The sequence below is a fragment of the Novosphingobium piscinae genome (genome assembly GCF_014230355.1).
GTDB lineage: Bacteria > Pseudomonadota > Alphaproteobacteria > Sphingomonadales > Sphingomonadaceae > Novosphingobium > Novosphingobium piscinae.
In genome coordinates, this window is sequence record NZ_JACLAX010000004.1 from 195,418 (window position 1) to 212,288 (window position 16,871).

A 16,871-nucleotide genomic window follows, 5' to 3' on the forward strand; every position below is an offset into this window, starting at 1 on the left:
CGGGAGCGATCCCGGCGGTTTTTCTTTCGGGCCGGTGTCGCTGGCGGCGGCGCTCGGCAAGTTCCGCGATCGCCAAGCGGTGAAGGCTGTGGCCGCCGGTCCTGACCGGCGCGGCAAGCGCCTGCTCGTTCGTAGTGTCTAGAGATGCACACCCAGCAGCAGCATCGTCACGACCAGCGTGAGCGGGCTGAGCACCACGGCGATCAGCATGGCCGCGCTGCAGGCGTCGCCATCGCCGACCCGCTGGCCGAACACCGGGAACATCGAAAACATCGGCAATGTGGCGAGCAGGATCGCGGCGCTGCGGAACATCGGGTCGGCCACCGGCACCAGCGCCAGCAGGACAAGGACCAGCAGCGGATGCAGCAGCAGCTTGCCCGCAACCATCGTGGCGATCGTCGCGCGTCGCCCGGCCAGGACCAGGCCGGCCAACCCGGCGCCGATCGTGACCAGCGCGAGCGCGGCCGAGGCGCCCGCCAGCAGGTCGACCGTCCGGGCCAACGGCGGCGGCAGGTGCCACCCTGTCGCGGCGCAGACCGTGCCGAGGACGATCGCCCAGAGCAGCGGTGAGCGCATGAGGTTGCGCGCCACTCCACGCACCGTCTGGCTGACCGACTGATGGCCGCCCTCGCCCATTTCCAGAAGGGCAAGCAGCAGCGGCAGGAGCACGAAGCTTTCGAACAGCATGTTGAGGGCGATCGGTCCCGCCGCCCGCGCTCCGTAAAGCTGGGTGAGGATCGGCAGGCCGATGAAGGCCGTGTTGGCGCCGCTCATCCCGAGCGCCCGCACCGCCGCCACGGCGATGCCTGCGCTCCCCGTTCCGGCGCCGCCACCGCGCCGGAACCAGACATAGCCGAGCCCGAAAGTGGCGAGCGAGCCGAGGCTGTAGACTGCGAGATAGTCGAGCCGGGCGATGGTGCCGAGGCTCGCTCCGGACAGCGCACGGAACACCACCGCCGGGGTCAGCACGTTGAGCACGAAGCGCCCGTTGCTGGCGATGGTCGCGGGCGGCACCTGCCCCATCCTGGCAAGCGCGTAGCCGAGCAAGATGATCAGGAAGACCGGCGCAATGATACCGATCAGGACCAAGAAGCCAGCCACGGTCCCTGTCATGATTCGCCCGCCGCTCCTCTTGCGCCTGGCGCGCTGCTAGGCGAACCGGCCAGGCGAGGCAAACGCAGCGGCGGTCGGGCGCGTCAGCCGCGCGCGAGTGCCGCGAAATCGGCCCCGCTCATCGGCCGGGCGCGGATAAAGCCCTGGACGCTGGCACAGCCCTCGCGCGCGACAATGGCCAGCTGCTGCTCGTCCTCCACCCCTTCGGCGATCACCGCCAGATCGAGCGCGCGCGCCATCGCCACGATGGCCCGCAGCACGGCAAGATCGCGCGGGTCACTGGCGATCCCGTCGACCATCGAACGGTCGAGCTTGAGGTAGTTGAGCGGGAGCAGTTTGAGGTAGCGGAAGTTGCAGAAGCCGGCGCCGAAGTCGTCAAGCGCGATCCGTACCCCGGCGCGCGCCAGGGCGCCAAGCTGCGCCGCCACGGCCACGATGTCACCCAGCAGGGCCTGTTCGGTCACCTCGATGGTCAGGCGTTCGGCGGCGAAGCCGCTGGCCGCGATCGCGGCGATCAGGCTCTCGGCATAGTGGGGCAGTGCCAGATCGCTTGGGGTCACGTTGAGCGACAGGCGCAGCGGCGCCGGCCAGCGCGCGGCCTCGGCCAGCGCCAGCCGGGCGATCTGCTGCGAGAGCGGGACCACGTGATCGATCCGCTCGGCGATCGCAAACAGGGCCCCGCCGCCGATCCGCCCGAGCTTGGGATGGTTCCAGCGGGCCAGGGCCTCGGCACCGGTTAGCGCGCCGTCCCGTCCCCCGGGGCCGTCCAGCGCGAACTGGGGCTGGAACAGCAGGTCGATCTCGTTGCGGTCGAGCGCCTTGAGCAGCTCGGCCTCGAGCCGGGCGGCGCTGTGGCCCGGCTTGACCACCTCGCCGTCGGCCCACAGCAGCCGCCGGCCGGTGCGCCGCTCCAGCGTCGCCATGGTCTGGCCCAGCCGGTCGAGCAGCGACTCCGCGCCCTCGCCCGGCAGCGCCCGGAGCAGGGCAATGCGCGGACTGAGCCGCAGGGTGGTCGCTCCGCGGGTCATCGGTCGGGCGATCGCGTCGGCTAGGCCGCTGCCAAGCAGCTCCCACCGCTCGCGGCTGAGTGGCTCGCGCGCGAGCAGCAGGAACGAGCCCCCGCCGATGCGCGCAGCGAACCACGGCCCGTCGAACTCGGCGGCGGCGAAGTGCAGCAGGCGAGAGGCCGCCTCGGCGATCGCGGCGTCTCCGGTACTGTCGCCATAGGCCAGGTTGATCGTCGCCAACCGCGACAGGCTGAGCAGCAGCCCATGCACCGGCAGATCGCCGGCCCACTGGTCAAGCCGGCGCCGCGCCGCCTCGAGGCCGGGCAGGCCGGTCAGCGGATCGCGCTCGACCGCGGGTGCCAGGTGAACAGGTGCCATGATCGGTTGAGCCTAGCGGCGATCTGTTGCGAAACTCTCAACCGCGCGGGGTGGACCGGGCCGAGCAAGCTCGATTGCCAAACCCGCCCGCCTTCCATATCCCGGTGCCCGCGCCCGGCCGGGCGAGGGTGACGGCGCGGCAGGAGAGAGTGGACCCGTGAAGAAGGAGCGCACCAAGCTGGCCCTGCTGGTCTCGGACAGCCTCAAGGCCCAGGCCGGGGCGGCCGCGCTCAGCGAGGCGCACGAATGGGTTCCGCCGCAGGAGGCCGACGTGCTGGTCGTGCTCGGCGGTGACGGCTACCTGCTGCACGTCCTCCACGAGATGCTCCAGCGCGGCGTGTCGAAGCCGTGCTACGGCGTCAACCTCGGAACCGTGGGCTTCCTGATGAACCGCAGCACCCGCCGCGCCATCGCCGAGCGGGTGCTGCGCGCGCGCGAGGTGGAAGTGGTGCCGCTGGCGATGGATGCGGTCACCCGCGACGGCCAGCATCACCGCTACTACGCGATCAACGAGGTCTCGTTGCTGCGCGAAACGCGCCAGACCGCCAAGCTCGAGGTGGCGGTCAACGGCAAGGTGCAGATGACCGAACTGGCTGGCGACGGTATCCTGGTCGCCACTCCGGCCGGCTCGACCGCCTATAACCTCTCGGCCAATGGCCCGATCCTCCCGCTCGGCTCGCGGCTGTTGGCGCTGACCCCGATCAGTCCGTTCCGACCGCGGCGCTGGCGTGGGGCGATCTTGCCCGAAAGCGCCCGGGTGAGCTTCCGCGTGCTCGAGCCGGACAAGCGCCCGGTCGCCGCGGTGGCCGACCAGAAGGAGGTCCGCGACGTGTCCGAGGTGCACATCACCACCGCGCGCGACCACCGCCTGACGCTCCTGTTCGATCCCGGAAAGACCCTCGAGGAACGCATTTTCGCCGAACAGTTCCAGGTGTGAAACGGGCCACACCGGCACCGCAGGAATTTGCCACGGAGCGCTTGCAAAGCCCGAACGCGCTGCTATAGGCGCACCCCTGTCCCGGAAACGGGGCTGCTCCCCGATAGCTCAGCGGTAGAGCACTCGACTGTTAATCGAGCGGCCGTTGGTTCGAATCCAACTCGGGGAGCCACACTGTTCTGAAAAGTGGCGCATTTCCTAGCCTTTCGAGGTTGCGAATGTCTCACGTCAGAACTTGGGTGAGACATCAGTTTGCATTTGCGGCCTGATTTTCAGCTCCGCCCAGCCCCTTTTCCCACGCCGCCAACTCACGGATCGCCGCCGCCGCCAGGCGCTTCTGGTCCGCCGTGGCGATGTACCCGGCAAGGGTCTCGTCGCGCTCCTGGCCGCTCAGCGACTTCATGGTCTTGTTCGACATCTGAAGCTCGGCCATCCGGCGCAGCGTGGCTTTGCGTAGCCCGTGCCCATTGCAGTGCGGCAGGCCGGCCTCGACACAGGCGTCCTTGAACCAGTTGCCGAAGCTCTCCTTCGTATAGGCCGTACCCTTGCGGCTGACGATGAAGCAGAACGGGCTGGTGTCAGCCGGCGACATGGCGACGATCGCCTCAAGCAGCTGCGGCGCCAGAGGAACCCAGATCAACTTGCCGGTCTTCTCCTGGGTGACCGGGATGCATCCGCCCTCAATCTGATTGCGCCCCATCTTGTACACGTCGCAGCGGCGTTGGTCGGTCCACAGGTAGAGCTCCATCGCCAGGCGCTGCTTCGTACCCAGCGCCCAGTGCTGGCGGAACTGCTGGATCTCGTCCTCAGTCCAGGCATGGAAACCGGTGGTGCGCTGCTCGACCGGCACCCGGACCTTCTCGGAATCGGCAGCCGGGTTATGGTCGAGCATCTTGAGCTTGCGCGCGAACTCGAACAGCCGGACCAGCTCCTTGCGCAGCTTGCGCGCGGCATGGATGCCGCCCTTGGTCTTGTTCCCGGTGCCGGTCTTCACCAGCTTCTTCGCCACGATCTTGTCGATCGCCTCAAAGGTCACGAGTGAGACCGGTCTGTCCCCGCGCCCGGTGCGGAAATCCTCGATCACAGCCCTGACTTTCTGCTGGGTCACCTCCGACGGGCCGAGTCGCTCGGGAACGGCGAAGTACCGATCCACCAGGTCGTCGATCGTGCCTGGCTTCGCTTTGCTGGGCACCGGCTTCGGCGCTTCCACCTGATCGGGGTGCATGAAGGCGTGATACTCGGCCCGGAAGTCCTCTGTGCCCAGCTCCGATCTGAAGTACCCGCCCTTGAAGCCCTTGCGCCGAAACACATACCGCACCTTGCCGTGCTGGCTCTCGAACTTGCTGACGTACTTCGGGAGGAACCGGTTCGATCCGACGCGCTTGCGGGCCATCATTCGTCATCCCATGGGTTGCGCTCAGCGGGCGAATCGCCCTGCTGCTCGCCAATGATGACTTCGATGCGCGAATGCGCAAAATCCATGATGATCCGGGCCCGCTGGAAGTCGGCGGCCTTCACCGCTTTCGCTGCCCGCTCCATGTCCGCCTGGGTGATGCGTGCCGGCGCGGTCATGCTGCCCCCACCTCGAATCGATCCACCTGATTGCCCCACACGCTCCACTTCGGGTCCGGCCAGCGCTGGCGGCCGAACATCTCGAGGAAGCGGATGGCCCGCGGCGCCAGGCGCTCGCAGTAGGCGTACTGCTCATCGGGCTTGCGGCTGTGACCTCGGGTCGGCGCATCGATCACCTCGAGCTGCTCGGTCTCGATCACGCCCCGGACGTTGTTGGCGGTCACCGGGCTGCCGAGCGTCCCGATCAGGTAGGGCTCCGTCGCGCTGCGGAGGACATAGCCTGTGCCGAAGGCGCTCTTCCCGTACTTGGTCCGCTTGTGCCAGGCCCCGCCGGTGACATAGCGGAAGCCCCAGTCATCGAGCAGCTGCAGCGACTGCCGCAGGGTCGGCCAGCACGCCCACATGAACAGGATCGCGTCGCCGCGGGCGAGGCGCGCCGGCTGGAGCGCCGCAAGCTCGTCCCACGTCATGGTGGCGTAGTGCGCGTCTGGCCCCTTCCCCTGCCCTGCGGCCGAGCGGGTTTCGAACCGGGTGGCCGGGTCTGCCAGCAGGAAGTCGTAGCTGAGCGGGGCGTGGTCGCCGAAGGGCCAGTTCATGGCTGCACCGCCTTTCCGCCCTTCCAGCGCTCAAACTCGCGCGCGTGGCGGCTGCAGAGATCCTTGTCCGGCGCCGGCTTGGTCGAGCAGCGCTCACACAGCGGGGCATCGCAAGTCTGGCTCTTGCGGACCGTGTTCGGCGTCTTCCAATCGCACAACAGGGTGGCGCGCCGACCGCATTCGCACTTCTGCCGCTTGAACGATCCGCAGACGATCGCGTGTCCGCCGCCGGGGAGAGTGACGCGCTCGCAGGTCATGCGCTGTAGTCCGGCAGCAGCGGCGGCATGGTGCCGCTCGCATAGGCGGTGGCGATCATCGGCTTGATCTCCTCGCCGACCGTCCGGCCGTTGGGCATGACGATGGCGGCAAGGAACTCTGCCTCGAACGTGCTGATGTTGCTCTCGACCGCCTCGAGCTTCGCCTTGATCACCAGCGCCAGAGCGCGCCACCGCTGGCGGCAGGCCTGCTCCCATTCCTTGAGCGCGGCCTCGGGCGTGCGAGGGCCCCGGCTATGGTGGGTGAAGCTCTTGTCAGCCTTGTCGGGCATGGTGAGGTTGAACCGGATCTGGCGCCCGGCCATCGCGAAGGCGACGACGGCCTGGTTACCGCTCCAGCCCGACATGAAGCCGGTTGCGCCGTAGCGCTCGACGATGCGCTCGATCTCGGCCTTGCTGTTGGCGACGGACACCGAGGTGTCTGCTGCGTAGCGGGTCATGCTGCCTTGGCCTCCTGCACGCTCGGCAGCGGGATCGGCACGCACTGCCCGCTCGCCAGATTGATGAACCCGCCGGCGTGACCGATCGAGCCGCGGCCGAGCAGCTCAAACAGCAGCGCCAGGGCATGGCTGGCGACCACCCTGTTCACGAACAGCGATTGCCGCTCGAGCGCCTCGGCTACCGAGCAGCTGGGCGCGTCGTCCTCGACCACGCTCTCGTCGTCCAGCTCGGGGAAATACTCGAGCACGGTCGGCAGGCTTTCGCCCTTGGCCCCGCTCCATCTCGGCCGGCCGATGATGAACTGCCCATCCGTCGCGCGGTTGCCGAGGTCGAGCCAGTAGGCCGGCGTGGTCCGGGGATAGCCATTTTCACCTGTGAGCATGTCCGCCCCGATCGCCCGGCGCGCGCTGGCGGTGTCGACACATGTGATCACCAGCTCGAACCCTTCGGTGCCGATAGCGCCCGGGCAGCGCCCGTGAACCGCCTGCCAGTCCAGCCCGTGGGCAAGGTTCACCCGCTCGACCAATGTCCGCGCCTTCGCATTGCCGAGGTCGCACCGGTAGAACGGCTGGCGGCCGAGGTTCGCCTCGGTCACCACGTCGTCGTCGACCACGGTCACAGCGATCGATCGCGACGAGATCTCGCGCAGCGCGGTGTCGAGCGAGGCGAGCCCCATCAGCATCTGGGCCCCGTTGCCGCCGCAGCCGACCAGCAGGACGCTCAGCTGTCGATCGAGCATCCGGGCGGGGAGGAAGTGGCGATCAGGCTGCATCGGCCACCTCCGCGAACGGCAGGCCCGGCAGGGTCAGGAACATGCCGCCAGCGCAAAGGCGGGCGAGGAAGCTGGGACCGCCGCCCGGATCGCCAAGCAGCCCCACCACGATCGCGATTTTTGTGCTGTGCGCGTCGTCGGCATTGTCAGTCTCGCTGAAGAACGCCGGGGCCGCGCCGTGGCTGTGGATGTCGCAGACGAGGTGGCAACGCTCGCCCAACACCGGCGGCCTGTAGACAAGCCGCGATGGCGTCGCCGCGTCGATCTTCGGGAACTCGATATGGAAACGGTTGGTCACCTCGTTCCACACGATGAACGCCGCGGCCTCGTTCGGCATGGCCTCGGCGAAGTGGTCGAGCACGTCGTCGAGCAGCACTGCCGGGATCGGCCCGCACCGGAACGTGAGCGCATCGGGCCCCACCTCGCCATATGGCGTATGGCACTCGGGCCCCTCGGTCACCCGGTAGTCGAGCGCCAGCCAGGGGCGGCGCAGGATCAGCATCATGCCATCATCGCCGACGATAAGACCATGCCCGGCGCGCGCAGCGCGCAGCGCGTCGATCGCAGGCGAGCTTCCGGTCGGCGGCACGGGGTAGCAGGGCACCGCCTCAAGCACGGCGGCGGCGGTGGGGTGGGATGCGAGGATCATGCGGACACCTTCTGGATGAGCTGGCCGACCGTCAGGCCCTCGAAAGGCTTGAGGCGGGAGACGGGGAAGCGCTTGGCCCAGCGCGCGGCTAGGCCATCCCACAGGCGGACCAGACCGCCCTTGCCGGTGATCGATCGATCCTGGCCAGCGTTGGGATGGGTCGACCAGGAGTCGAAGACCGCGCGCTCGTATTCGGCAATCGCCGCTACGGTGAGCCCCTTGGGCTTGGCGATGTTGCCCCAGCACAGCGCGCCGGTGATGAACACGTTGAGCACCGGGGAGTGCAGGACTGGCGTGTCGGCGCAGGGGCGCTCGCTCTTCGGCAGGGCGACCACGTAGACCGTCTTGCGCGTGGCGATCAGCAGGTGGGCCGGATAGGGCACCGGCACCGTGGTGCGCTGGCCCAGCACCTTGAGGTCCGGCGTCGGCCGGGTGATGTCGAAGTAGGCGGGCCGAACCTGCTCGGGCACCCACCACGCGAGCACGTCAGGGTGCGCGACCAGGACATTCGCCGGCAGGATCTCCGGCGGGGCCGATCGGCCGAGAGCCTGGCTCCAGCGCCGCAAGTGCGCACGGGTCAACGGCGCGCCGGCGCCGATCACCGGCCCACCCGGCTGCTGCTCCACAGGGTGGATGCTGGCGAAGGCCGGGCCGTCCCCGTTCACCCGGCCGCGCGAAGACGACTGATAGAGCAGGATCGCCTTGCTCAGCGCCATGCCGCCCTCGGTCGGCTCGAACTCCACAGAGACGGTCATCGCTGGTCCTTCATCGGGTTGTGGTCGATCAGGTCCTGCGCAGCGGCGATGAACTCGGCGCCGAGGCGCAGCGATTCGAACCAGGCATCGAGCCGGGCGGGCTCCTCGATCGTGGTCAGGCCGACGATGTCGTAGAAGTTGGTCTGCATCGCGTGATCGGCGATCTCGTCCAGTTGCTGGCCGAACTGGTCGAAGGGGACCAGCGTCAGAGGCAGGGTGCAGGACCCATCCTCGTAGTGCGGCAGGTAGTAGGACAGCGCTTCCCGGTCATGGCGCCAGGCGCTCGTCGTGTCAGCCACAGCATTGAGCGCCTTGCAGGTCTCGCGCAGGCGGCGGAGGCGATCGCGCAGCGAAGGAGGCATGTCCTTGAGCGGCGCGGGCTTGCGGGTCATGTAATCCGGCCGGCGTGCCCGGAGGTGCGACGGCAGGGTCATCTCCTCAATGTCGTCGAGGCCATGGAATTCGCCCATGAAGCGGATGGCATCGGCATCATCGGTGGCGCCGTCCCACATCCACATCGACATCTCGTCCATGAACTCCTCGAACCCAAACACCGGCAGGGCGTAGCCGAGCAGCTGCTCGAGCGCCCGATAGGCGGCCGCGCGCCAGCCCACCGGCGCGACCACGCCGTCCAGCGCGTTCGCCAGGACGTTGGCCTTGGTGATCCAGCCAAGCTCGATCTCGCCGACGTTGTCGCAGATCAGCGCGATCGCGGGCGGCCCGTGATCCTCGCCCGTGAGCGCGACCACGCGCAGGTCGGCCAGCTGCACCTTGCTCAGCTCGGCCCGGACCGCCTTGTCGAACTCGGTCTCGATGTACCGGCGCGCCTCGCCCCGGGTGATCCGCTCGGCCGAGCCATCCCGCTCCGCCAGCCATCGGCCAATCGCCTTGTGGTGGACGCCGAGCGGAGCGTCGAACCCGGATGGGACCATCGGCGCGATTGCGACCGCCCGGCCGGCGAGGTCAGCCGAGGAGCGCGAGGGCGAGGCCTGGAGGCGGCGCGAGCGGCTCGCGGTTGTCCTGCTCCGGCGTGCTGGCAACGGCCGCGTATAGGCGCTGCTGCGAGGCGGTGCAGACGGGAGCGGCGTCGTCGGGAGTGTCGGCATCATCGGCTTCGATCCATTCGAGGAGGGTCTTGCGGGGCGGCGCGGGGATCATCGGCCCTTGGTGCCGACCGCGCGCCGGTACTCCGTGACCAGGTTGCCGCCGCTGGCCCCGGCGTCGACCGCCTCGGCGTTGAGGATCGCGGGGTAGAGCGTCGCGTGATAGGCGCGCAGCGCGGCCGGATCGTTGGCGAGATGCGGCGGGACCGGCAGGTCGATGCCATCGTACCGGTAGACGCGGGTGAGCTGGGTGACTTCCATGGGGGTGGCTCCTGGATCAGTAGAGGGTCAGCGGCTCGTCGGCGGCCGGGGCAGCCGGGGCCGGAGCGGGCGCAGGGGCGGCGGTGGGCGTCGGCGCAACCTTGGCGGCGGGCTTGGCCTTCGCCGACGCCGCGGCCTTGGCGTCCTCGACCGCCTTGCGCTGCTCGGCCAGCTGCTCGGCGAGGTTCACCCGGGCCACGAAAATCTGGCTCAGCGCCCCTTCGGTGCCGAGCGCGAGCTGCTCGTCGATCTCCTCGGCCGTGCCGGTAATCGAGATCGGCCGGGCCTCGGCGGGCTCCAGCGCCACTTTGGCGCCCTCGGCCTTGCGCGGGATGATGGTGAGCGTGACCATATTACCGGCTCCGGCAACAAGGTCGAAGCCAAGGGAATAGCGGGCGAGCAGCGGCAGCAGGTTGGTGATCAGCATCGGGGTCAGTCCTTGGTGGTGTTGGCGGGAGTCTCGGGGAGGTTCATCGCGGCAACCGCAGCGTTCCAACCCTCTGCGAATTTTGCCTCATCTGTCTTCGCGATGTGTTGCTCGGCCAGAAGGGACCGCTTCGGGCCGTGCGGCGTCTGCCTCATGCGCTCCAGCAAGCGCTCGGCGTGTGCCTTGATCGCGTCGACGTCCTTCGTTGCTGGTGGCTGCCAAGTCATTCGTCGACGCCCTCGGCCGCGATCGGCGGGCCGTACTTGCCGTCAAGCGACATCGCGCTCGGGATGCGCCCGGCCCAGTCGAAGCCGGTGGCGGCGAGCATGCTGGCGGCGACGGAGTTGGCGGTCTGACCGAGGATCTTCGCGAACGCCTTTTCGCCCATGTGCGCGACCAGGCCGCACTCGATCGCGATGAACTTGAGCTCGTCTTTGCCTAGTTGGTCGAGGAAGGCCTGATCGACGCGCCAGTGGTCACGCAGGTCAACCTCGAGCTCCGAGACAAGCCCCATGACTTGGCCGAAGGTGAACGGCGCGCCGCTCTTCACGCAGGTGGCGGCGAGGTCGGCGATCCGCAGGTGGTCGGCATAGTCCGCGATCACCGCGGCGACGGCGTTGCGCCAGGCCCGCTCACGCGTCGTCTGCAGCTTGGCGCGCAGACTCTCGACGGTGACCTTGGCCTTGGCGGGCGCGGCCGGCTTGGAGGTGGTGCTCCCCTGCCCCGGCTTCGAGACAGGGGAGCTTTCCGGGCTACTCCGAAGCCGATCGTCCGAGGCCTGAGCCTCCGGAACGACCTCATCGGCTGCACCCTCGGAATTCGAAGTTTCGGGCGACGGCCTCGCCTCGGCCGCCAGCTTCGCCGCCGCCTCGACCTTGAGCGTGTAGCAGGCGCCGTTGGTGCAGTGCCCGTCCTCGACGTGCGTCTCGAAGAGCGCCTTCTGCCGGGCCGAGTTGAACCCGCAGCCCGCGCACTCGGTCTTGTCGAATGTCGCCGCGGCCAGGCTCTGCGTCATCCGCTGGAGCAGCTCGCGCGTCTTCGCGACATCGATGCCGGCGGAGAGGATAGTCTCCAGCGCGCGGTCCTGCTTGTCGCCGGGCACCGCGGCGAGCAGCTCGGCGTGGCCCACCTTGATCCGGCGCTCGTCCAGCGCAGCCTTCACCGTGGCCGAGAGCCCAGCCAGGGCAAGGCGCCGATCGAGCTTGGCCGTCGACCAGCCGAGGCGCTTGGCCGCCTCGGCGCGATCGTCGCCGCACGCCGCCAGCACGCGCACCGCGGCGTCGGCCTGCTCGGTCTCCGAGGCATCCTCGCGAATGTCGTTCTCGTCGATCGCCGCCTCCAGCGCCTCCTGGTCGGTCATGGTCCGGACGATCGCGGGGATCATGCCGGTGCGCCCATAGACTTCGGCCGCGGCGCGATACCGGCGCTCACCGGCGACGATCGCATAGCCCTCGCCTGCTGGCCGGACGAGGATCGGCTGCAGCACGCCTCGGAGACGGATCGAGGCGACCAGCTCCTCGTGCTTGGCGGGGCTGAAGAAGCGCCGCGGGTTGGCTGCCGGCGTGATGCTGGCCAGCGGGATCATGGGCGCCGCCTGGGCGACCTGCGGCTCGGCTTCGATGGTGTCGGTCATGCGGGGATCCTATCGGTTGAAGGGGTGGTGTCCGCCGCGGGGCGAGCATCGGGCCACAGGGCCGCGACGATTTCGTCCACGCGCGTGAAGTCGAGATCAGGGAACATCACCTGCGAATGGTTCAGCAGGTCGGCCACCGCGGACGCCTCGGCGGGGCCGCAGAGGTCGGCGAAGTGCCGCCCGTCGCGGAGCACCTGCTTGCCGCAGGCGGTGTAGATCGGCGCCTCACGCATGGGGATAGCCGTTGTGCTCGACACCATCGAGCAGGCGGCCGGCGGCCTTCTTGCCGACGCGGTAGAATCCATCGGCCCAGCGGCAGCTCTCGATCGCGTCGTCACCATACGGCCACCAGCCTAGTTGATCCTCGTGCAGCCATTCGCCGACCTGCTTGAACAGGAACGGCACGCCCGCGTCGGCGCACTGGTCGCGCAGGGACCGCGCCCAATCCGGGTGCATGGGCCGCGCGCCCGGACCGCTCTCGCCGCCGCAGATGACCCAATCCAGCTCGGCCAGCCACTCGGACCTGAGAACCACGGCGCCCAGCATCGGCTCGATCGACAGGAAGCGGATCGTCGCCGGCGCCTCGCGCAGCTTCGGGATGTCCCGATCTGCCTCCGCCTGGTTGACGACGGTGATCCCGAGCCAGACGTGCGGTGGCAAGTGGTCGATCCCAATCTCGGCCAGCATCTTCGCGACGTTGCCAATCCGCTTCGTGACCAGCAGCCAGTCGAGGTTCGGCGTCGCGGCGATCAGGTCGAACAGGTCGCGGCGCCATGCCGGATCGACCCCGTTGTCGAACACGTCGGCCAGCGAGGCGCAGAACACCCGCTGTTTCCGGCCGCCGTTGGCCTCGGCGAACGCACGCGCCTCGCGGTTCCACTTGTGCGGCTTCGCCCAGTTGGCGGGCTTGGTCCGGCGGCGCTCCTGCCCAGGACCCCACACGACGCCCAGTCTGGCGCGCGACAGGGTCTCCGCATAGCAATGATCGCAGCCCGGCCCGACCTTGGTGCAGCCGATCCATGGGTTCCAAGAGTGGTCGCACCATTCAATCTTCGTGTTCTCAGCCACGGTGTCTCTCCAGATAGTTGAGCGCGTTGGCAAAAAGCTCCGGGTCCTCGCGGAGCTTGCCGATCGCCGAATTGCAGTTCTGGCAAAGGAGACCGCGGACCCGCCCGGTCCGGTGGTCGTGGTCGATCACCAACCTCCCCTCGGCCGCGCAGATTTCGCAGCGAGTCACCCGCGCTCGCATGGCCGCCAGTTGACTGCGCGTGATGCCGTAACGCGAGGCCGGGCACGTCGGCTGCAGGGATCGCGTTGTTGGCGAAAAAGGCCGACGCGATTGTGGTGGTCTGTTCGATGGTCGAGCTTTGCATGTCAGATCTCCCTGCTTAGCCCTCGGCCTGGCCGCGCAGATGCTTGCGCTTGGCGGCGATGTCGCTGTCGATCGACCGCGCCACGCCCTGCTCGGTCACCAAATTCATGATGCGGTTGCCCGTCTGGCTGTTGGCGAAGCTGGTCTCTCCTGTTCGCACCAGCCGCACTTCGGGCCAGAGCGCCTGATACCAGGGCGAGAGGATCAGGTCTCGGCTCTTGCGGGTGTCGCGCTTGACCGGGCCGTCGTTGAAGCTGGTGGCGAGGTAGCGGAGCGAGGCGAGGCCCTGCGACCATTCCCATGCCGGCCAGCAGACGCTGGTCAAGAGCGACTTCGAGCTGCCCGGCGGCACGTTGATCAGCAGGCGGTTGATCCGCCCGAAGGTCACGGCCTCCAGGTGCGCGCAGATCGCGTCGATGTGCCAGCCATGGGCAAACTTGGTGCGCGGCTCCAGCACCGGCCAGGCTTCGCGCACGAACCCGGCCAGCGTCCGGCAGCGCTCACGTACTTCGGCAGCCTCGCGCTGGGTGCGCTCCAGGAACCGCCGCTGCCGCTCAGCCTCGATGTTGGCGAGGTAGGCGTTAGGCTGACCCGCCAGCGCCTCCAGTTCCGTTTGCAAGTGCCTGGGCAGCGCGCTCAAGGGCGTCGAGTTGCTCATCGGTGATCCGCCTTCTCTGCTTCCCCTTCGGCGTCGCCCCGACCCCCTTCATGAAGCAGGTCGGCCTCGGCCAGGGCAGCGCCAAGACTGATCACGAGGCGGCGCAGGAGGGCGGCATCGCCCCGATCCTCCAGTACGTCGAGCGGCTGATGTCGATGATCGTCGCCAAGTGGTTCGGCCGCCCCGATCTGGAGTTCGCGTTCGTCGACAACCGCGAGTTCGATCCCAAGACCGCCGCGGAAATCGACGACATCGCGTTGAAAAACCTGAGCCGCACGATCAACGAGGTGCGCGATCGCCGCGGCGATAAGCCCGTGCCGTGGGGCGACAAGCCGCTGGTCGAGACGAACGGCGGCCTCGCCCCGATCGACGTTGCGATCGAGCGCGGCAGCGCCGAGCCCGAGCCGGTCCCGGCGGCACTGTCCGGCGGTCAGCCCGGCGCGCGCGAATCGGAGACGCCGCCGGCCGAGCCCGAGCAGGGCGCCAGCGACGACGCGGAGGACGACCTAGCGAAGGCAGCTGATCCGGCGGTCACGGCGCAGCTGGCGGTCGCGCTGGGGAGCTACCTGGCAGGCAAGGCTGATGCGATCGCGGATCAACTGGCGAACGTCCTCAGGAAGGCCATGGGCGAGGAGCCCGAGAAGATCGAGCGGGCGTTGGATGATCTCGATTGGTCGTGGTCTGACCTGCCTGCCGTGATCGAGCCGTTTCTCGCCGGCATCGTGGCGGCGGCCGGTGAAGGCGCGCTGTCGCAGCTTGGCCTGTTCGACGCTGATATGCTCGAGCGCGTGCGGCCACCATCACGCCGGTCGCTGCCTATGCCTCGGCGCTGGGTGACGACCTGCTCAAGTGCGACACCGACCTGCCCATCGCCCCGCCGAGCGCGGACGCCGTGGCACTGATCGGCGCTGACCTTGGCAAGAGCCTGTCGGCCGTCGCTGCGATCCGCGCGGCCGCCGAGCCCCTGCTCGAGAAGGGCATGTACTCGCTGACCGATGCCGTCGCCTCGCTCCAGTCGTTCTCGTGGGTCGCCCGCGAGGTCACCTGCGAGGCGGACTACCGCGACAACGGGTCGGGCATCCCGCAGAAGGCCGTCGACATCGTGCTCGCGCTCAAGGCGTTCCTGATCGCGCTGGTCGAGGAGGAGGTGGCCGAAATGCTGACCCGCCTCGACGCCAACTCGAGCAACGTCGAGCTGGTGATCGAGGGCGACGACATGGAGCTGGCCAATCAGATCGTGGATCTGGTGAAGGCCAACACGGTCCTCATGGAGAAGGCCGGTGCCCGCAACAGCCGCGGCGACCTCTCCCGGATCCAGACGATCCACGACAAGGCGCACGAGCTGGGCGCGACCTGCGCCAGCGACGAGGCCGCGCTCGGCAAGGCGGCCGAGCTCGAACAGACCAACGAGCGCCTGAGCAAGGCAGTCATGGATGCCCTGCCCCGGATCGAGAAGATGGCGGACGAAATCGCCTCGCTCCGTGCGGCTCGCCTTCGCTCCTGTTCTCGCCCACCATCACGCCGCTGCGCAACAGCCTCAAGCGCACCATCCGCCAGAATCCTGGCGACTCGGCCAAGTGGAAGGTGATCAACAGCCTCAACTACGCGCCCAACTTCATGGGCTGGGTGCCGGAAGGCCGCCGCGCCGGCTCGATCACCTACCCCGTCGTCAACGCCAGCGCCGCCTATGCGACGATGGGCGTCGAGGACAACGTGACCGACGAGGCGAAGCTGGCTGCTGTCGGTTTCGAGGACGAGGAAGCGCTGATCCAGATGCGCTCGCTTTACAAGCTGATGCAGATCGAGGAAGCCTCGCTCCTGCACGGCAACGCGACGCTCAACCTCGCCACCCCGGCAACCCCGACCGTTTCGGCGGCCGGCACCGGCGCGACCCTGCCCGCCGCCACCTACTCGGTGATCTGCGTGGCGCTGACCGCCATGGGCTACCTGAATGCCACCCTCACCGCGCCGATGAGCCTGCTGCTGCCGCAGTCGGTTGTGTCGAACGACGGGCAGGGCTCGTTCACCCTCAACGGCGGTTCGTCGGCTCGCTCGACTGCCGGTTCGGCGGCTGTCACCCTTGGCCAGACCCTCTCGGCCTCGGTCACCCCGGTCAACGGCGCGGTCGCCTATGCGTGGTATGTCGGCACCGCCGGCAGCGAGCGCCTCGAGGCCGTCACCACCATCAACTCGGTGACCTTCCGAGCCCCCCTCAACGGCACTGGCCAGCTCGCCACTGCCATTACGGCCAACTGGTCGCTCAACGCCACCGCCTACGACGGCCTGATGACGCAGGCTTACACCAACAACACGCAGGCGTTCATCAACCGGCTGGCGACCGGCGTTGCCGGCACTGGCACCTCGCTGACCGCCACCGGCACCGGCGAAGTCACCGAAATCCGCGACATGCTCCGCACTCAGTGGGACAACTTCCGGATTTCGATCACCCGCCTGTATGTGTCGTCGCAGGAGCTGGCGACGATCACCCGTCTGGTCCTGACCAGCGGTTCGGGTCCGCTCGTGCGGCTCAACACCACCGGCGGCTCGACCAGCCCGGCCGATGTCAAGTACACCGCCGGCGCCGTGGTCGGCTGGTACTTCAACCCCTACACCGCTGACGGCGGCCGCTACATCCCGATCATCCTGCACCCGAACATGGTTCCGGGCACGATCTTCGGCTACGCGGAAACCCTGCCGGCCACCTACATGTCGAACGAGACGCCGACCGTGGCCGAGCTGCTCGTGCGGCAGGACTACTACGTCGAGAAGTGGCCGCGCACCTCGCGCCAGCAGTTCTACGGCACCTACTGCCAGACGGTCCCGGCGGTCTACGCGCCGTTCTGCCTGGCGGTCATCACCAACATCGCGCCGTAAGCATAAGCCCGGCCTGACCACGGACCCGCCGGCGTCTTTCCCCTTGGC

24 protein-coding genes and 1 tRNA gene are annotated in these 16,871 nt (G+C 68.5%); 5 read left to right on the plus strand and 20 right to left on the minus strand.

Annotated elements, in window-relative coordinates:
• Window positions 1–138: 138 nt before the first annotated feature.
• Both H7F53_RS06220 and H7F53_RS06225 read right to left on the minus strand, forming a co-directional pair.
• Complete coding sequence (locus H7F53_RS06220; RefSeq protein ID WP_185678600.1) at window positions 139–1,101, minus strand: AEC family transporter; 963 nt, start codon at window positions 1,099–1,101, stop codon at window positions 139–141.
• A 95-nt stretch (window positions 1,102–1,196) separates the two neighbouring features.
• Window positions 1,197–2,498, minus strand: coding sequence for a GGDEF domain-containing phosphodiesterase (locus H7F53_RS06225; RefSeq protein ID WP_185678601.1), 1,302 nt, complete (start codon window positions 2,496–2,498; stop codon window positions 1,197–1,199).
• Between the two features lie 157 nt (window positions 2,499–2,655).
• Between H7F53_RS06225 and H7F53_RS06230 the strand changes: the two genes are divergently transcribed.
• The gene (locus tag H7F53_RS06230) at window positions 2,656–3,435 is read left to right on the plus strand and encodes an NAD kinase (RefSeq protein ID WP_185678602.1); all 780 of its coding nucleotides are present in this window, start codon (window positions 2,656–2,658) and stop codon (window positions 3,433–3,435) included.
• Between the two features lie 97 nt (window positions 3,436–3,532).
• Window positions 3,533–3,607: transfer RNA gene (locus tag H7F53_RS06235), tRNA-Asn, on the plus strand.
• 75 nt (window positions 3,608–3,682) lie between these two features.
• Here H7F53_RS06235 and H7F53_RS06240 read toward each other — a convergent pair.
• From H7F53_RS06240 to H7F53_RS06325, 18 genes are read right to left on the minus strand one after another with little or no spacing between them, the layout of a single operon-like run.
• Complete coding sequence (locus H7F53_RS06240; protein WP_185678672.1) at window positions 3,683–4,828, minus strand: tyrosine-type recombinase/integrase; 1,146 nt, start codon at window positions 4,826–4,828, stop codon at window positions 3,683–3,685.
• Window positions 4,828–5,007 carry a hypothetical protein gene (locus H7F53_RS06245; RefSeq protein WP_185678603.1) on the minus strand — a complete coding sequence of 60 codons (180 nt, stop codon included), beginning with the start codon at window positions 5,005–5,007 and terminating at the stop codon, window positions 4,828–4,830. The genes H7F53_RS06240 and H7F53_RS06245 overlap by 1 nt, the downstream gene beginning before the upstream one ends.
• Window positions 5,004–5,603 carry an MT-A70 family methyltransferase gene (locus tag H7F53_RS06250; protein ID WP_185678604.1) on the minus strand — a complete coding sequence of 200 codons (600 nt, stop codon included), beginning with the start codon at window positions 5,601–5,603 and terminating at the stop codon, window positions 5,004–5,006. The genes H7F53_RS06245 and H7F53_RS06250 overlap by 4 nt, the downstream gene beginning before the upstream one ends.
• Complete coding sequence (locus H7F53_RS06255; protein ID WP_185678605.1) at window positions 5,600–5,860, minus strand: hypothetical protein; 261 nt, start codon at window positions 5,858–5,860, stop codon at window positions 5,600–5,602. Before H7F53_RS06255 ends, H7F53_RS06250 begins: the two co-directional genes overlap by 4 nt.
• The gene (locus H7F53_RS06260) at window positions 5,857–6,318 is read right to left on the minus strand and encodes a hypothetical protein (protein ID WP_185678606.1); all 462 of its coding nucleotides are present in this window, start codon (window positions 6,316–6,318) and stop codon (window positions 5,857–5,859) included. The genes H7F53_RS06255 and H7F53_RS06260 overlap by 4 nt, the downstream gene beginning before the upstream one ends.
• Complete coding sequence (locus tag H7F53_RS06265) at window positions 6,315–7,091, minus strand: PRTRC system ThiF family protein (RefSeq protein ID WP_185678607.1); 777 nt, start codon at window positions 7,089–7,091, stop codon at window positions 6,315–6,317. Before H7F53_RS06265 ends, H7F53_RS06260 begins: the two co-directional genes overlap by 4 nt.
• Entirely contained in the window at window positions 7,081–7,740 is a 660-nt protein-coding gene (locus H7F53_RS06270) for a PRTRC system protein A (RefSeq protein WP_185678608.1), read from the minus strand. The genes H7F53_RS06265 and H7F53_RS06270 overlap by 11 nt, the downstream gene beginning before the upstream one ends.
• A complete protein-coding gene (locus H7F53_RS06275) occupies window positions 7,737–8,495 on the minus strand; it encodes a PRTRC system protein B (RefSeq protein ID WP_185678609.1) in 759 nt (252 codons plus the stop codon). The genes H7F53_RS06270 and H7F53_RS06275 overlap by 4 nt, the downstream gene beginning before the upstream one ends.
• Window positions 8,492–9,427 carry a hypothetical protein gene (locus H7F53_RS06280; protein WP_185678610.1) on the minus strand — a complete coding sequence of 312 codons (936 nt, stop codon included), beginning with the start codon at window positions 9,425–9,427 and terminating at the stop codon, window positions 8,492–8,494. Before H7F53_RS06280 ends, H7F53_RS06275 begins: the two co-directional genes overlap by 4 nt.
• Window positions 9,428–9,458: 31 nt before the next feature.
• Entirely contained in the window at window positions 9,459–9,653 is a 195-nt protein-coding gene (locus H7F53_RS06285) for a hypothetical protein (protein ID WP_185678611.1), read from the minus strand.
• A complete protein-coding gene (locus tag H7F53_RS06290; RefSeq protein WP_185678612.1) occupies window positions 9,650–9,859 on the minus strand; it encodes a PRTRC system protein C in 210 nt (69 codons plus the stop codon). The genes H7F53_RS06285 and H7F53_RS06290 overlap by 4 nt, the downstream gene beginning before the upstream one ends.
• A 16-nt stretch (window positions 9,860–9,875) precedes the next feature.
• The gene (locus tag H7F53_RS06295) at window positions 9,876–10,286 is read right to left on the minus strand and encodes a PRTRC system protein E (RefSeq protein WP_185678613.1); all 411 of its coding nucleotides are present in this window, start codon (window positions 10,284–10,286) and stop codon (window positions 9,876–9,878) included.
• Between the two features lie 5 nt (window positions 10,287–10,291).
• Window positions 10,292–10,513: a hypothetical protein gene (locus H7F53_RS06300; protein WP_185678614.1), complete on the minus strand. Its 222-nt coding sequence runs from the start codon at window positions 10,511–10,513 to the stop codon at window positions 10,292–10,294.
• On the minus strand, window positions 10,510–11,919 hold the full coding sequence (locus H7F53_RS06305) for a PRTRC system ParB family protein (RefSeq protein WP_185678615.1): 1,410 nt from the start codon (window positions 11,917–11,919) through the stop codon (window positions 10,510–10,512). Before H7F53_RS06305 ends, H7F53_RS06300 begins: the two co-directional genes overlap by 4 nt.
• Window positions 11,916–12,152, minus strand: a complete 237-nt coding sequence (locus H7F53_RS06310) for a hypothetical protein (RefSeq protein ID WP_185678616.1) — start codon at window positions 12,150–12,152, stop codon at window positions 11,916–11,918. The genes H7F53_RS06305 and H7F53_RS06310 overlap by 4 nt, the downstream gene beginning before the upstream one ends.
• Window positions 12,145–12,987 (minus strand): DUF5131 family protein, encoded by an 843-nt coding sequence (locus H7F53_RS06315; protein WP_185678617.1) that lies wholly within the window; start codon window positions 12,985–12,987, stop codon window positions 12,145–12,147. Before H7F53_RS06315 ends, H7F53_RS06310 begins: the two co-directional genes overlap by 8 nt.
• Window positions 12,980–13,333 carry an endonuclease VII domain-containing protein gene (locus H7F53_RS06320; protein WP_343061953.1) on the minus strand — a complete coding sequence of 118 codons (354 nt, stop codon included), beginning with the start codon at window positions 13,331–13,333 and terminating at the stop codon, window positions 12,980–12,982. The genes H7F53_RS06315 and H7F53_RS06320 overlap by 8 nt, the downstream gene beginning before the upstream one ends.
• The gene (locus H7F53_RS06325) at window positions 13,308–13,949 is read right to left on the minus strand and encodes a hypothetical protein (protein ID WP_221773597.1); all 642 of its coding nucleotides are present in this window, start codon (window positions 13,947–13,949) and stop codon (window positions 13,308–13,310) included. The genes H7F53_RS06320 and H7F53_RS06325 overlap by 26 nt, the downstream gene beginning before the upstream one ends.
• Window positions 13,950–13,999: 50 nt before the next feature.
• Between H7F53_RS06325 and H7F53_RS06330 the strand changes: the two genes are divergently transcribed.
• From H7F53_RS06330 to H7F53_RS06340, 3 genes are read left to right on the plus strand one after another with little or no spacing between them, the layout of a single operon-like run.
• Window positions 14,000–14,851 (plus strand): phage portal family protein, encoded by an 852-nt coding sequence (locus tag H7F53_RS06330; RefSeq protein WP_185678619.1) that lies wholly within the window; start codon window positions 14,000–14,002, stop codon window positions 14,849–14,851.
• Window positions 14,842–15,537: a hypothetical protein gene (locus H7F53_RS06335; RefSeq protein WP_185678620.1), complete on the plus strand. Its 696-nt coding sequence runs from the start codon at window positions 14,842–14,844 to the stop codon at window positions 15,535–15,537. Before H7F53_RS06330 ends, H7F53_RS06335 begins: the two co-directional genes overlap by 10 nt.
• Window positions 15,534–16,823 carry a hypothetical protein gene (locus H7F53_RS06340; RefSeq protein WP_185678621.1) on the plus strand — a complete coding sequence of 430 codons (1,290 nt, stop codon included), beginning with the start codon at window positions 15,534–15,536 and terminating at the stop codon, window positions 16,821–16,823. Before H7F53_RS06335 ends, H7F53_RS06340 begins: the two co-directional genes overlap by 4 nt.
• Window positions 16,824–16,871: the final 48 nt, after the last annotated feature.